This is a genomic window from Janthinobacterium sp. SUN137, from assembly GCF_030587265.1.
In the GTDB taxonomy this organism is placed as follows: domain Bacteria; phylum Pseudomonadota; class Gammaproteobacteria; order Burkholderiales; family Burkholderiaceae_D; genus Janthinobacterium; species Janthinobacterium kumbetense.
The window spans coordinates 331,608-346,346 of sequence record NZ_JAPWHZ010000001.1 but is presented as its reverse complement, the minus strand read 5'-3'; the positions used below and the strand labels follow the sequence as shown (position 1 = coordinate 346,346).

The following is a 14,739-nucleotide window of genomic DNA, read 5'->3' as shown; positions in this document are numbered from 1 at the left end:
AGTTGCCCCATCATAAGCGAGGCGTGCTGCGGCGCGCCATACAATTGTCATGCTGCGTGCGCGAACGCACCTGGCGCCGGCGGGTTGGCAACGCGGTGGCGGCAATTCCAGTAAGCTGTCGTTCCAGGCGTTCCATCCCGGGCGCCTCTGACTACTTTAGGAACGCGCGTGCTTGACCCCATTCACTTTTATGAACCCGCACAGGGCCATGGCTTGCCGCATGACCCGTTCAACGCCATCGTGGGGCCGCGGCCCATCGGCTGGATCGCCTCGCGCAGCGGCGAGGGCGTGCTCAACCTGGCACCGTACAGCTTTTTCAACGCCTTCAATTACCATCCGCCGTTGATCGGATTTTCCAGCATTGGCCGCAAGGATACCTTGCGCAATATCGAACAAACGGGCGAATTCGTGTGGAACCTGGCGACGCGTCCGCTGGCCGAGGCGATGAATGCCAGCTGCGCGCCGGCGCCGCCCGAAGTCGACGAATTCGCGCTGGCCGGCCTGACGCCGGCCGCCTCGCGCCTCGTCAACGTGCCGCGCGTGGCCGAAAGCCCCGTGTCCTTCGAATGCCGGCGCACGCAGATCATCGAACTGCAGGGCGCGAACGGGGACGGTGTCGGCAGCTGGCTGGTGCTGGGGGAAGTGGTGGGCGTGCATATTGCGCGCCACCTGTTGACCGATGGCGTGTACGACACGGCCGCCGCCGCGCCGATATTGCGCGGCGGCGGTCCGGCCGATTATTTCGAGATCGGACCGGACAGCCTGTTCCGCATGCGCCGGCCCAGTTATCCCTGAAGGGGCGAGGCGGGGCGCTATTGCTGCATGACGCAATGGCATGCGCGACCGGCCAGCCCCCATGCCTGGCGTGACATTTACTTGCCCAGTATCGACGCCACGTTATCGGTGCCCGGTGCGCCGAACAGTTGCTGTTTGAGGATGTGCAGCTGGTCGCGCACCTGCGCCGCCTTTTCGAACTCCAGGTTCTTGGCGTGGTCGACCATCAGTTTTTCCAGGCGCTTGATTTCCTTGCTGACCTGCTTTTCGCTCATGGCTTCGAACTTCGCCGCTTCCTGCGCCACTTGCAGGGTTTCGCGCGCTTCCTGCGGACTGTAGACGCCGTCGATCATTTCGCGGATCGATTTCTTCACGCCGATCGGGATGATGTTGTTGGCCGTATTGAAGGCGATCTGCTTGGCGCGGCGGCGCTCCGTCTCGTCGATGGCGCGGCGCATGGAATCCGTGATGCGGTCGCCATACAAAATCGCCGTGCCGTTCAGGTTGCGCGCGGCGCGGCCGATGGTCTGGATCAGGCTGCGCTCGGAACGCAAGAAGCCTTCCTTGTCCGCGTCGAGGATGGCGACCAGCGACACTTCCGGCAAGTCCAGGCCCTCGCGCAGCAGATTGATCCCCACCAGCACGTCGAAGGTGCCCAGGCGCAGGTCGCGCAGGATTTCCACGCGTTCCACCGTCTCGATGTCGCTGTGCAGGTAGCGCACCTTGATGCCATGGTCGCCCAGGTATTCCGTCAACTGCTCCGACATGCGCTTGGTCAAAGTCGTCACCAGCACGCGCTCATCCTTCTTGATGCGCTCGACGATTTCCGACATCAGGTCGTCCACCTGGCTGCTGGCGGGGCGCACGATGATCTGCGGGTCGACCAGGCCCGTCGGGCGCACCACCTGCTCGACCACCTGGTCGGAATGGGTCTTTTCGTATTCGGCCGGGGTGGCCGAGACGAACACGGTCTGGCGCATCTTTTGCTCGAATTCCTCGAATTTCAAGGGCCGGTTGTCCAGCGCCGACGGCAGGCGGAAGCCGTAGTCAACCAGGTTGGTCTTGCGCGAGCGGTCGCCGTTGTACATGGCGCTCAGCTGGCCCGTCAGCACGTGCGACTCGTCGAGGAACATCAAGGCATCGGGCGGCAGGTAGTCGACCAGGGTGGGCGGCGGCTCGCCCGGCAGCGCGCCGGACAGGTGGCGCGAATAGTTCTCGATACCCTTGGTGAAACCGATTTCCGCCATCATTTCCAGGTCGAAGCGCGTGCGCTGTTCCAGCCGCTGCTCTTCGATCAGTTTATTTTCCTTGCGGAAGAACTCGAGGCGCTCGCGCAGCTCGTCCTTGATGGTTTCCACGGCGCGCAGCACGGTGGAGCGGGGCGTCACATAGTGCGAACCCGGGTACACGGTGAAGCGGGGGATCTTTTGCCGCACGCGGCCCGTCAGCGGGTCGAACAGCTGGATCGATTCGATCTCGTCGTCGAACATTTCCAGGCGCACGGCCAGTTCCGCATGCTCGGCGGGGAAGATGTCGATGGTGTCGCCGCGCACGCGGAAGGTGCCGCGGCCGAAATCGACTTCGTTGCGCGTGTACTGCATCTGGATCAGGCGCGCGATGACGTCGCGCTGCGCGACCCGGTCCTTGACGCGCAGGGTCAAAATCATCTGGTGGTATTCGTTCGGGTTACCGATACCGTAGATGGCCGAGACGGTGGCGACGATGATGACGTCGCGCCGCTCCATCAGCGACTTGGTGCACGACAGGCGCATCTGCTCGATATGTTCGTTGATCGACGAATCCTTCTCGATGAACAGGTCGCGCTGCGGCACGTAGGCTTCGGGCTGGTAGTAATCGTAGTAACTGACGAAGTATTCGACCGCGTTCTGCGGGAAAAAGTCGCGGAACTCGCTGTACAGCTGCGCCGCCAGCGTCTTGTTCGGCGCGAAGACGATGGCGGGCCGGCCCATGCGCGCGATGACGTTGGCCATGGTGTAGGTCTTGCCGGAACCGGTCACGCCCAGCAGCGTCTGGAAGGCCAGTCCGTCGGCAATCCCCTCGGATAACTGGGCGATCGCCGTGGGCTGATCGCCGGCCGGAGGGAAGGGCTGGTGCAGCTTGAAGGGGGAGTCCGGGAAAGAGATAATTGCGCTTTCCGCCTCGCTGGCGGTAGATAATTCGGGCATGTGAATCAGACCTTTGTTAGAATAGTGCTCTGCTGGCGGCCCTGGCGTTGTATTTTGGGGCGCTGTCTACAACTCCGCTGTGAACCTGCTTCCAATCGAATCCAATCTTATCATGACGAACCCAACTGTTTCTGCCAGTCTGTTTAGCGCCATCGAGATGGCCCCACGCGACCCGATCCTGGGCATCACCGAAGCATTTAACGCGGACCAGAATCCCGCCAAAATCAATCTGGGCGTCGGCGTCTATTATGACGACAACGGCAAAGTGCCTCTGTTAGCTTGCGTACGCAAGGCGGAAGCCATCCTGATCGAACAGGCCGCCCCACGCACCTACCTGCCGATCGAAGGCCTCGCCGCCTACGACAAGGCTGTGCAAGAACTCGTATTTGGCGCCGATAGCGCCGTAATTCAAGAGCGCCGCGCCGTGACCGTGCAAGCCATCGGCGGCACGGGCGCGTTGAAGATCGGTGCCGACTTCCTGCAGCGCTTCGCGCCGGGTGCCCAGGTCTACATCAGCGACCCAAGCTGGGAAAACCACCGCGCGCTGTTCGAGAACGCCGGTTTCGTCGTGAATAACTACACGTATTACGATGCCGCCACCCATGGCGTGAACTTCGACGGCATGCTGGCCAGCCTGAACGCCATGCCAGCCGGCTCCATCGTCGTGCTGCACGCCTGCTGCCACAACCCGACCGGCGCCGACCTGAGCGTGGCCCAGTGGGATCAGATCATCAGCGTGGTGACGTCGCGCGGCCTGGTGCCGTTCCTGGACATGGCCTATCAAGGCTTCGCCAACGGCATCGCCGAAGACGGCGCCGTGGTGCGCCGCTTCGCCGACGCGGGCGGCCCGCTGCTGGTATCGAACTCGTTCTCGAAATCGTTCTCGCTGTACGGCGAGCGCGTGGGCGCCCTGAGCGTCGTCGCCGCCAGCGCCGACGAAGCGGCACGCCTGCTGTCGCAACTGAAGCGCGTCGTGCGCACCAACTACTCGAACCCGCCGGTACACGGCGGCAAGGTGGTCGCCACCGTGCTGGCCACGCCGGAACTGCGCCAGCTGTGGGAAGAGGAACTGGCCGGCATGCGCGTGCGCATCCGCGAAATGCGCAATGCCTTCGTGGAAAAGCTGAAAGCCAAGGCGCCAGGCCACGACTTCGAATTCGTGCGCCAGCAAATCGGCATGTTCTCGTACTCGGGCTTGACCAAGGAGCAGGTGGCGTCGCTGCGCGAGCAATCGATCTACGCCGTCGACACGGGCCGTATTTGCGTGGCAGCATTGAATTCGCGCAATATCGACATCGTTATTGACGCGATCGCCAAAGTGCTTTAAGATCTTGCTTCTTCGGCGCTGCATGCAAGTGTGGCGCTGATGGCGGTAGAAAGTCGGCGATGGCCATGTTTGTGAAGATGCAGTAGCGGTCTTGCAAATATGGAACAAACGACATATAATATTGCCTCTTTTCCCTGATAGCTCAGTTGGTAGAGCGACGGACTGTTAATCCGCAGGTCCCTGGTTCGAGTCCAGGTCGGGGAGCCAGAATTCGGAAGGCCACGTTGAAAAACGTGGCCTTTTTTGTTTTTGCGCCGCCGGCGTGCAGCTTGGGGCAGGATAAGATTTTCCCTATGGAAATCTGGACAGCGCCAAGTTTGGCCTATATAATACGGCCTCTTTTCCCTGATAGCTCAGTTGGTAGAGCGACGGACTGTTAATCCGCAGGTCCCTGGTTCGAGTCCAGGTCGGGGAGCCAGAATTCGGAAGGCCCTGTTGAAAAACATGGCCTTTTTTGTTTTCCGGCGCCGCCAGCGGGGCTTGCCTGTGCGTGATCGCGTTTTGCGCTATCCTGAATGCATCACTTCAGGAGCACCTTCCCATGACTTGTACCTCCGCCTTGCGCCACATCGTCCTGTGCGACTTCCTCGATGGCATCACGTCTGCCAAGCACGCCGAGCTCGTCTACGAGTTTTCCCAGCTGAAACACCGCATTCCCGGCGTGCGGCAATTCGAATGGGGGCCGAACGTCAGCCCGGAAGGCCTCGACGACGGCTTTACCGATTGCTTTACCCTGACCTTCGATGACGCCGCCGCCCGCGATGGGTACCTGACCCATGCGGCCCACCTGGCCTTTGTCGAGCAGCTCAAGCCATGGCTGGGCCGGGTGCTGGTCTTTGACTACTACCCGCAAGAGCATCCCGGCTGACCGACGGGCAAGGCGCAGCCGGGGAAATACATATTTTTCTCGGGGAAATCTGGACATCGCAAAATTTCCCCTATAGAATGCGGCCTCTTTTCCCTGATAGCTCAGTTGGTAGAGCGACGGACTGTTAATCCGCAGGTCCCTGGTTCGAGTCCAGGTCGGGGAGCCAGAACACGCAGTAGCAGAAAGCCCAGCCTTCACCGGTTGGGCTTTTTGCATTTCAGGGCCGGCGCAGACGCCCGTGTCGCCTGCTCTTGATCCACCGCATGGACCACCAGGCATCTGGCGCTATGCTGGAAGAGACAAGGCGTTGGCGGCTCTGTCATCGCTTGCAATTTCCGGGAGGGGCTGACATGGATGACATCGCACGCGCCGGACCGGCGGCGATCGTGCTCGTGCATGGTGGTTTTGTCGACGGGTCCGGCTGGGAAGGCGTTTACCAGGCATTGCGTGACGAAGGCTGTCACGTTGCCATTGTGCAAAACCCAACGCTATCGCTGGCGGACGACGTGGCCGCGACGGGCCGGGTCATCGCCGCAGTACCGGGTCCCGTGGTCCTGGTCGGTCATTCGTACGGGGGCGCCGTGGTCACGCAAGCGGGGAACGATCCCAGGGTCAAGGCATTGGTCTACATCGCGGCGTTTGTGCCGGATCAAGGGGAGTCTGTCGATTCCTTGCTGAAGAATGCCCCGCCTGGCGCGCCGGTGCCGCCGATCTTGCCGCCGCACGATGGCTTCCTGCTGCTCGACCAGAAAAAATTTGCGGCCGCCTTCGCCGCCGATGTCCCCAGGCACAAGGCCAACTTCATGGCGGCATCGCAAGTGCCCTGGGGGATGGCTGCCTTGACGGGCGTGGTCAGCGCGCCAGCGTGGAGGAGCAAGCCCAGCTGGTACCTGGTCGCGACCGGGGACCAGATGATTGCACCGGCGATGCAGCGCCAGATGTCGGAACGGGCGGGCTCGACGGTGGTCGAAGTTGCCGGCAGCCATGCCATTTACATTTCGCAAGCCCACGCGGTGGCGTCGCTGATCCGCAAGGCTGCGGCGAGCATTGCCGGCGACTAGGCCGGCAGTGCGCCAGCCAGTCGGCCCCCGAAAAGGGCCCCATGTCATGGGGCGTTGCATCAGGGCTTGGCAGTCGCATCCAAGGTCTTGATGATGGCTTCTTGAAATTGCACCGGTTCATCCTGGTGTATCTGATGCCCGGAATGCTCGAAGAAAAACAAGCCCTTCCTTGGTGCCTTCAAGGTGTCGAAATACGCTTGCGTGATCCTGGTCGAGGTCTGGATATCGTTTTTGCCGACGAAGAAATACACGGGGCAGTCAACGCTCTTCAAGGTCTTGGGCAAATCAATGTTCATGACCTCGTTCCAGACGGGCGACCAGGTCTTTGACCATTGCAGAAAACCCGTCTTGAAACCTTCGCTCGTCGCAAATGCCTTGCCATCCTTGTAGAAAAGCCATTTCCTTAAATAGAACATGCTTTCGTCACTTGCAAACGGAAAACTGATGCTGTTCAGCTCCTGGCTGGCGACGGCATTGTCCTTGAAGTGCACTTTCAAGGCTTGCAGCAATTCTTTCTCGCTTTCCAGCTGGCTCACGACCGGATTCGACGCGAAATAGGCATGCAGCAGTTCCGGGTGACGCTTGACGATATCAAAGCCCAGGACGTTGCCCCAGGAACTGCCCAGCAAGTATATTTTGTCCTGCTTTAACTCCTTGCGCAGAAATTGGATGACTTGATACGTGTCCTGCTCCATCTGCCCGACGGACGGCTGCGTGGGGGAGGGATTCAGTTTCAAGGTTTTTCCGGCATCCCGCTGGTCCCATTGCACAATCGTAAATCTGCTTTTCAGGAGATTCGTAAAGGCATCCGCCCCCTTGATCATGGAGCTTCCCGGGCCGCCGGATAAAAACAGCAGCACGGGCTTGTTCGCGTCGTCCGTCTTGATTTCCACCACTTGCTTGATGCCGCCAATATCGGGTGTCAGGGTGGTGGTGACTTCCGCGGAAGCGGGTGTCGCTGCCGCAGTGGTTTGCGCCTTGCATGCGTAGAAGGGAATCAGGGCGGTCAAGAGCACTGCCAATGTCATTTTTTTTATCATGGTGTCAGGGTCGGTTTCAGGTTGCTTGCACCGGCGCATTCTGCGCCGCAGTTGAACAGCTAATTTATCGCATGGTTTCCAGCGGGTACGTCGACATGCCTCCTCGTTAAAAAGTTGGGTTTATGAAAATCATTGACCTTGCCCGGCATGCAGCCGCAACGCTTCCAGCGCCAGATAAGCGGCTTGCAATTGCGCGGCGATGGCGGCCAGGCCGCTTGCCGCGGGCGCGGGCGGATCGCCGTGGTAAGCCGTGCCGTACTTCGCATGCACGCCTCCTTGCGCGCGCATCGCTTGCAACTGCGCCGCTGTGGCGGCGATGCCGAAGCGGGGCAATACATCGCTGAAGAGGATGTCGGGCAATTGCTTATAGTTAATTAACTGCAGCTGGCCTGCCGCCGCATGGGACCGGGCGGCGTCGAACAGGCTGGCCAGCACGAGGCCCGTATAGCCATCGAGATCGCCCGGCGCCAGCTGGTGTGCGGGCAGCGGCAGCTGTGCCGGGTGCAGCATGCCGGGCACCATCTGCGGGCCGCGCTGGCGCTGGTGCGAGGCCAGCACGGCCAGCGGTTCGCGGTAGACGAACAGGCAGGGCGTGCCGGGAAACGCTTGCCGCAGCAAGTCCAGGCTGTGGATGTGCCAGCAGTCGAACTTGATGAAGAAGTGCGTCTGTGCGCCGGAACGGCGCTGGCCCAGGGCCAGGATGGCCTGGCGCAGCAGGGCGATGCTGGCGGCCGGGTCGGCGCTGTCGTGATGCAGGCGCAGCAGCGAGTCGATGATGGGCGGCTCGGACATCACTATGCATTGCGGCAAGGACGCCAACAGCTGGCTCAGCAGGGTCGAGCCGCAGCGCGAGACGTGGAAGATGAAGGCGTCGGGCGCCAGGCCATCGCCGAGCGTCGCCAGCGCCGCCAGCGGCGTGCGGCAGACGCGGCGCTCGCCGTGCGGCTGGCGCGTCAGGGTATTGACAAAGAAGGCGTCGCTGAAGGGTGTTTTTCCCAGCTCGCGCCAGCACATGGCGGCGTCCGCCCATGTTTCGCCCCGCTCCACGTACAGTGGATACCAGCCGCGCAGGTCCATGCCCTCGTGCCACGGCACCGTCTCGCCCCTGGCCAGCAAGCGCTCCTGCTGGGCCAGGCCCGGCGCGGCGCTCACGGCGGGTTCCCGTCGGCCAAGGCAGCCAGCGCGCTGGCCAGCGCCAGGCTGGTGGGCGAGGGCGATAGCCGCAACTGGGCGATGACGGCCCGCACATTGCCATCGTTGATGCTGGGGTCGCCATACTTGTGGGGCGCTTTCGGCACGAAGCCGGCCGAGGCGAACAGCGCTTCGAGCCAGGCATTGCCGATGCAGTCGAGCACGAGGTGGATGCGCGGCGTCGGGCCCCGGTTGTGCACCGCGTGCAGGCAGCTGGCATCCATGTACCAGGCGTGCCCGGCCGTGAAGTGGACGGTCTCGCCATCGATGGTAAACAGCACCTGCGGCGAGGTGTGGATGGGGATATGGATGCGGACCAGGCCATCGGCCAGCGACATGCCGGCGTCGCGGTGCTCGTGGATGAGGGTGCCCGGCGCCAGCGCCATCAGGCGCGCGGCGTGAAGCTCGCATGCGAAGCTGGCAAGCACCTCGCGCAGGCAGGGGCAGCGCGCCAGTTGCGGCGTGGCGGCATAGGCGGGGCCGTTGACGGGCATGATATTGCCGGCTGCTCCGCCTGGCGAGCGCAGCGGTATGCAGCTCCAGCCCGTGTCGTAGGCGCCCGTGTTGAAATGGCTGATCCACTCGCCGGCGGCGAACTGGTCGCTGTCACCCTGCATGCGCGCCACGTCGAAGCGCAGCGGCAGTTGCAGCCAGGTGCTGGGGGTATGTTGCGCCGGCACTATGGCGCGCTCCATTCCAGTTGCTCCTGCACCTCGTTTTCCCCGCGCAGGCGAAAGCCGAGCCGCTGGTACAGTGCGCGCGCGGCGGCGTTGCCCTTGTTGACGGCAAGGTGGATCTGCCATTGCTCCGCAGCGGCTTGCGCCTGCAGGCCGCGCAGCACGGCGCTGCCGGCGCCCTGGCCTTGCGCGGCGGGCAGGATGGCGATGTCGACCAGGTGCAGCACCTGATTCCGGCGCTCCAGGATCAGGCGGCCGATGGGCGTGTCGCCGTGCTGCAGCACCAGGTACACGGCGTGCGGATACGCTTGGCGATAGCCGTGGCTTTGCATGCGCTGCTGCATGGCGATCAGCTGTTCGACGACGGCGGGAGCGGCCGGCATCTGGCGCAAGTCGTCGCGGGTGGAGCCGTACAGCGCGGCGGCAAAGCCCTCGTCGTCGTCGCGCTGGACGCGCAACTGGTAGGGGGCGGGCAGACTGGCGAGGGCGGAAAGCGGCAAGGCGTGCATCGGTGCTCCGGTAGGTGGTTGCGATGGCGGCAAATGAGCAGGCATGTATTTATTTGCTATGCTGCCAATTTTTCCGCGTACTTGCAATCATTTCAAGGAGGCCGCCATGCATTCTGTCTTTATCCCGCCTTGCCCGTGGAGTCGCGCGTGAATCCGGCGCGCGCGGAACTGGCCGCCATTGCGGCCGCGCTGTGCGATCCGCAGCGCTCCCTGGCCAGCCTGGTCGGCGAAACGGTGCAGCTGCGCCGGCTCGTCGAGCGCCATTCGCGCCTGGCCATGGACCGGCAGGACGGCTTGCGCGATGGCGAAAGTTTTCTGCCCAGCGGCTGGGCCATCTCGCCCGTGCAGGCGGGACTGTGCGCGCGCGAGCCGTACCGCAGCGCCGCCTTCATCCAGGGCCTGGCGCTGGCCGTGCGCGAGCGCCTGGACGTGAGCGGCGGGCGGCCCGTGCGGGTGCTGTATGCGGGTTGCGGCCCGTTCGCCCTGCTGGCCTTGCCGGTGATGGCCTTGCTGGATGCGCAGTTGGTGCAGTTTTCCATCCTCGACGTACATGCCGAGACCCTGGCGTATGCGCGCGACCTGATCGCAGTCCTGGGCCTGGACAGCCACGTCGCCGAATACCTTTGCGCCGACGCGGCCGCCTGCCGCATTCCTGCCGGCGCCATGCCGGACGTGATCGTCAGCGAAACCATGAATACGGCGCTGGGCAAGGAGCCGCAGGTGGCCATCCTGCGCAATCTGCACGCGCAAGCGCCTGCGGCGACGCTGCTGCCGGCGGCCGTCACCGTGCACCTGGGCCTGGACCGGCGCGCGCCGGATGCGCCGTGCACCGACTGGGGCCGCGTGTTTACCCTCGATGCGGGCGCCTTGCGCGCCTGGCAGGATGAAGGGGGCGACAGCCTGCCGGCCGCCAGCATCCGCCTGCCCGACGTGCTGGAACAGGCGCCGCGATTGCTGACGCGCATCCGCGTGCATGGCGACATCGTCCTGGGCGACCATGAGTGCAGCCTGAACCTGCCCCTGGCCTTGCCCGGCAAGCCCAGCCTGGCCGGCGGCAGCGTGCTCGACTTCCATTACCGCCTGGGCAGCCAGCCGGGACTGGCGTTTTGCCTGCGCAGAATGCCTGAATCCATGCCGGAATTGCCCAGGGCAGTGTCTCAGTAGTAGTACTACATTGGCAGACTATTTACTTCTGTAGGATAATATGGAACCGGTTCCATCTATGCGCAAATGCAATGTAGCGCAATCATCGAAGTCAATAAAATAACAAGTCTTGCGGGAGTCTCATGAACCATCCAGGCACTGAACCATCTGCAACATCCGTTTCATCCCTTCCTCGCATCAGCCGCCGCCACGCCCTGATCGGCCTGGCTGCCCTGCTGGCGCAGGCCGGTTTCTGGAGCAATCCCCTGTCCGCCGCCATGTCGGCGCCGGCCAGCGCTCCGGCCACCGGCCTGGCGCCCGCCACCATGCTGTTCTACACCTTGTCGCAGACGATCACGGGCCACCGCGACCTGTCCGCCGCGACGGCGGCGCGCATCGAGCAAGCCATGCGCACCAACGTGCCGGGCTTCGCCGACCGCTTGCCGCAGCTGGGTGCGCTGCTCGTCACGGGCCAGGAAGCCAAGGCCCTGCTGGCGGCCGCCAGCGCCGCCGATGCGGGTCTGCGCGAGCTGGCGCTGGCCATCGTTGCCGCCTGGTACACGGGCACCGTCGCCGGCCATCCCGCGCAGGGCACGAAGTCCATCGTCGTCGCGTATGCGGAAGCCTTGATGTATCGCACGGTGGCCGATGGCCAGGTCGTGCCGACTTACTGCAATTACGGCCCCCTGTGGTGGTTGAAGGCGCCGCCCGCCGTGGGCGTCTCCGCGCCCGTGGCGCCAAAACCCGTACCGGCCCCGGCCACCACCGGCACTCCCGAAACCAAAGGCAAGCAAGCAAAATGAAATCACCCCAATTCAAGAGTAATGGCGACGTCGTCGCCGATGTCGTCATCGTCGGGACCGGCGTCGTCGGCGCCATGATGGCCGACCAGTTGGCCGCACAGGGTCACTCCGTGATCATGCTGGAAGCGGGCTTGCGCATCGAGCGGGGCCAAGCCGTGGAAAACTGGCGCAACATGCCGTTCGAGAACCGCGTCGGTTCCGACTTCCAGGGCCTGTATCCGCAGGCGGACAACGCGCCCGCGCCGCTGTATTTCCCAAAAAACAACTATGTGGAATTGTCCGGCCCCAGCGGCAGCAGTTTCCAGCAGGGCTATCTGCGCACGGTGGGCGGCACGACCTGGCACTGGGCCGCATCGTGCTGGCGCCATTTGCCGTCCGACATGCGCATGAAAAGCGATTACGGGGTAGGGCGCGACTGGGCCATTTCCTACGATGAGCTGGAACCGTACTATTGCCGCGCCGAGCAGGAAATGGGCGTGGCCGGCCCCAACGATCCCGCCTTGCAGTCGCCCAGCGAGCGCAGCGCGCCGTATCCGATGGACATGGTGCCCTGGGGCTATGGCGACAAGCGCTTTGCCGAAGTGGTCAACCCGCACGGCTACCGTTCCGTGCCGATTCCGCAAGGCCGCTCGACGCGCCCGTGGCAGGGACGCCCGACTTGCTGCGGCAATAACAATTGCCAGCCGATCTGCCCCATCGGCGCCATGTACAACGGCATCCACCACGTGGAGCGGGCCGAGCTGAAGGGCGCGGGCGTGCTGGCCGAGGCCGTCGTCTACCGCATCGACACGGACCAGAACAACCGCGTGACGGCCGTGCACTGGTATGACGCGAAGAAACAGTCGCATATGGCGACGGGCAAGGCTTTCGTGATTGCCTGCAACGGCATTGAAACGCCGCGTTTGCTGCTGTTGGCGGCCAACCAGAACAATCCGAACGGCATCGCCAACAGTTCTGATCAAGTCGGCCGCAACATGATGGACCACTCGGGTTTCCACTGTACTTTCCTCGCCAATGAACCGATCTGGACGGGCCGTGGCCCCGCGCAGAGCAGCTGCCTGGTGGGCCCGCGCGATGGCGCCTTCCGCGCGCAGTATTCGGCCAACAAGATGATCCTGAACAATATCACCCGCGTCGGACCCGCTACGCAGCAGTCGTTGAAGCTGGGCCTGGTGGGCAAGGACCTCGACGATGAAATCCGCCGCCGCGCCGCGTTCGGCGTGGACCTGTCGATCAGCCTGGAGCCGCTGCCGGAAGCGCACAACCGTTTGACATTGAGCAAGACGCGCAAGGACCCGCTGGGCCTGGCCTGCCCGGACATCTACTATGACGTGGGCGACTATGTGCGCGATGGCGCGAAGGCCGCGCATGCGCAGCTGGAGCACATCGGCAAGCTGTTCGGCGCCGTGGAATTCCATATCACCGACAGCCTGAACGCGAATAACCACATCATGGGTGGCGTCATCATGGGTTCCAATCGCGCCGATTCCGTGGTCGATGGCAATTGCCGCGCCCACGATCACGCCAACCTGTGGCTGCCCGGCGGCGGCGCCATGCCGTCGGCCAGCGTCGTCAACACCACCCTCAGCATGGCCGCGCTCGGTTTGCGCGCGGCCGACGACATCGCCCGCACCCTGGCAAGGGAGGCAGCATGATGCGCCGCCTGTCCTTCGCTCTTGGCCTGGCCTTGCTGGCCGGCGGCGCCATCGCTGCCGTGCCTGCCTCGGCGCCGCCCGTCACGCTGACGCCGGACCGCCCGGCCGCGCCCGTGGCCGCCAAGCCCGATGCGCGCCTCGAGCGGGGCCGCTACCTGGCCATCGCGGCCGACTGCATGGCTTGCCATACGGCAGCGGGCGGCAAGCCGTACGCGGGCGGCTACGCCATCGATTCGCCCCTGGGCACGATTTACGCGACGAATATCACGCCGTCGAAACAAGGCGGCATCGGCCGCTACACGGAAGCCGACTTTGCGCGCGCGCTGCGCGAAGGCGTGCGTGCCGATGGCAGCCATCTGTATCCGGCCATGCCCTACACCAGCTATGCGCAGTTGACGGATGCGGACGTGGGCGACCTGTATTACTACTTCATGCAGGCCGTTCAACCTGTCGACGCGCCGGCGCGCCAGACGGCCTTGCCATTCCCGTTCAATGTGCGCTTGTCGATGCTGGGCTGGAATACTTTGTTCCTGGACAATAAACGTTTTGTGCCGGACCCCACGAAAAGCGCGCAGATCAACCGCGGCGCCTACCTGGCCGAAGGCTTGGCGCATTGCAGCGCCTGCCATACGCCGCGCAACGCGCTGATGGCGGAAATCGGCAGCCAGACCCTGGCGGGCGCGTCGCTCGGTTCCTGGCATGCGCCGAACATCACGTCCGACAAGGTCAGCGGCATCGGCGCGTGGACGGATGCGGAACTCATGGCTTACCTGAAGACGGGCCACGTGGAAGGCAAGGGGCAGGCGGCGGGGGGCATGGCCGAAGCCATCCAGAACAGCCTGCAGTTTTTGCGCGACGACGACGTGGCCGCCATCGTGGCCTGGCTGCGCACGGTGCCGCCCGTGCGCGCGCCGGGGCAGACGCAAGCTGCCTTCAGCCATGGCAGCGCCGCCAGCGAAGAGCCGCTGCTGCGCGGCATGGCCAGTTCCACCGAGCGCCATTCGCTTAACAGCGGCGCGATCCTGTTTTCCGGCTACTGCGCCAGTTGCCATTCGGCCAGCGGTGCCGGCAGCACGGGCCAGGCGTATCCCGCCCTGTTCAACAACACGGCGACGGGCGGCAGCACGCCGGCCAACCTGGTCTCGGCCATCTTGTTTGGCGTCGAGCGCAAGATCGAAGGGGAAGAGCATGAAGCGTTCATGCCCCGTTTCGACCAGCGTTCGTATGTGCAACCCTTGACGGACGAGCAGATCGCCGCTATCGCCAATTACGTGCTGAAGCAGTATGGCAACCCAGATGTGTCCGTTACGCCCGCGTATGTGGCGCAGGCGCGCAGCGGCGGCGAGAAGCCCGTGCTGGCGCGGGCACAACCGTTCATGCTGCCGGGCGGTATCGTGGGAATCTTGTTGTTGATCGCGCTGTTTGTATTGCTGCGCCGGCGCCGCCAGCGTAAGGAATAAGTGTCGAAACGGCGGCGAATATGAACGTTGGGCGCAACTTGCAGT

13 protein-coding genes and 3 tRNA genes are annotated in these 14,739 nt (G+C 63.7%); 11 read left to right on the top strand and 5 right to left on the bottom strand.

The window, feature by feature from the left end; genetic code table 11:
- Positions 1–168 precede the first annotated feature (168 nt).
- A complete protein-coding gene (locus tag O3298_RS01685) occupies positions 169–795 on the top strand; it encodes a flavin reductase family protein (RefSeq protein WP_289910921.1) in 627 nt (208 codons plus the stop codon).
- Positions 796–872: 77 nt separating this feature from the next.
- On the opposite strand, the gene uvrB is transcribed toward O3298_RS01685, so the two are convergent.
- Positions 873–2,960 carry an excinuclease ABC subunit UvrB gene (gene uvrB, locus O3298_RS01680; RefSeq protein ID WP_099667101.1) on the bottom strand — a complete coding sequence of 696 codons (2,088 nt, stop codon included), beginning with the start codon at positions 2,958–2,960 and terminating at the stop codon, positions 873–875.
- Between the two features lie 112 nt (positions 2,961–3,072).
- On the opposite strand from uvrB, the gene O3298_RS01675 reads away from it, so the two are divergent.
- The 6 genes from O3298_RS01675 (at position 3,073) to O3298_RS01650 (ending at position 6,216) form a co-directional block, all read left to right on the top strand.
- Positions 3,073–4,287, top strand: coding sequence for an amino acid aminotransferase (locus O3298_RS01675; RefSeq protein WP_180278725.1), 1,215 nt, complete (start codon positions 3,073–3,075; stop codon positions 4,285–4,287).
- A 131-nt stretch (positions 4,288–4,418) separates the two neighbouring features.
- Positions 4,419–4,494, top strand: a tRNA-Asn gene (locus O3298_RS01670).
- Between the two features lie 135 nt (positions 4,495–4,629).
- Positions 4,630–4,705: transfer RNA gene (locus O3298_RS01665), tRNA-Asn, on the top strand.
- 123 nt (positions 4,706–4,828) lie between these two features.
- Complete coding sequence (locus O3298_RS01660) at positions 4,829–5,155, top strand: Dabb family protein (RefSeq protein ID WP_289898498.1); 327 nt, start codon at positions 4,829–4,831, stop codon at positions 5,153–5,155.
- Positions 5,156–5,245: 90 nt separating this feature from the next.
- Positions 5,246–5,321, top strand: a tRNA-Asn gene (locus O3298_RS01655).
- A 184-nt stretch (positions 5,322–5,505) separates the two neighbouring features.
- Positions 5,506–6,216: an alpha/beta hydrolase gene (locus O3298_RS01650; protein WP_305058375.1), complete on the top strand. Its 711-nt coding sequence runs from the start codon at positions 5,506–5,508 to the stop codon at positions 6,214–6,216.
- Positions 6,217–6,275: 59 nt separating this feature from the next.
- Here O3298_RS01650 and O3298_RS01645 read toward each other — a convergent pair whose 3' ends face one another.
- The 4 genes from O3298_RS01645 to O3298_RS01630 all read right to left on the bottom strand — a co-directional run bounded on the left by O3298_RS01645 (position 6,276) and on the right by O3298_RS01630 (position 9,633).
- The gene (locus tag O3298_RS01645) at positions 6,276–7,244 is read right to left on the bottom strand and encodes an alpha/beta fold hydrolase (RefSeq protein WP_099667104.1); all 969 of its coding nucleotides are present in this window, start codon (positions 7,242–7,244) and stop codon (positions 6,276–6,278) included.
- A gap of 141 nt (positions 7,245–7,385) precedes the next feature.
- Entirely contained in the window at positions 7,386–8,408 is a 1,023-nt protein-coding gene (locus tag O3298_RS01640; RefSeq protein WP_289916491.1) for a sulfotransferase, read from the bottom strand.
- Entirely contained in the window at positions 8,405–9,142 is a 738-nt protein-coding gene (locus tag O3298_RS01635; protein WP_305058374.1) for an aspartyl/asparaginyl beta-hydroxylase domain-containing protein, read from the bottom strand. Before O3298_RS01635 ends, O3298_RS01640 begins: the two co-directional genes overlap by 4 nt.
- Complete coding sequence (locus O3298_RS01630) at positions 9,127–9,633, bottom strand: N-acetyltransferase (RefSeq protein ID WP_305058373.1); 507 nt, start codon at positions 9,631–9,633, stop codon at positions 9,127–9,129. Before O3298_RS01630 ends, O3298_RS01635 begins: the two co-directional genes overlap by 16 nt.
- 147 nt (positions 9,634–9,780) lie before the next feature.
- Between O3298_RS01630 and O3298_RS01625 the strand changes: the two genes are divergently transcribed.
- From O3298_RS01625 to O3298_RS01610, 4 genes are all read left to right on the top strand, one after another.
- Positions 9,781–10,797: a hypothetical protein gene (locus O3298_RS01625; RefSeq protein WP_305058372.1), complete on the top strand. Its 1,017-nt coding sequence runs from the start codon at positions 9,781–9,783 to the stop codon at positions 10,795–10,797.
- 122 nt (positions 10,798–10,919) lie between these two features.
- Positions 10,920–11,579 carry a sugar dehydrogenase complex small subunit gene (locus O3298_RS01620; RefSeq protein ID WP_305058371.1) on the top strand — a complete coding sequence of 220 codons (660 nt, stop codon included), beginning with the start codon at positions 10,920–10,922 and terminating at the stop codon, positions 11,577–11,579.
- Complete coding sequence (locus O3298_RS01615; RefSeq protein WP_289910848.1) at positions 11,576–13,234, top strand: GMC family oxidoreductase; 1,659 nt, start codon at positions 11,576–11,578, stop codon at positions 13,232–13,234. The genes O3298_RS01620 and O3298_RS01615 overlap by 4 nt, the downstream gene beginning before the upstream one ends.
- Complete coding sequence (locus O3298_RS01610; protein WP_305058370.1) at positions 13,231–14,694, top strand: cytochrome c; 1,464 nt, start codon at positions 13,231–13,233, stop codon at positions 14,692–14,694. Before O3298_RS01615 ends, O3298_RS01610 begins: the two co-directional genes overlap by 4 nt.
- Positions 14,695–14,739 lie beyond the last annotated feature (45 nt).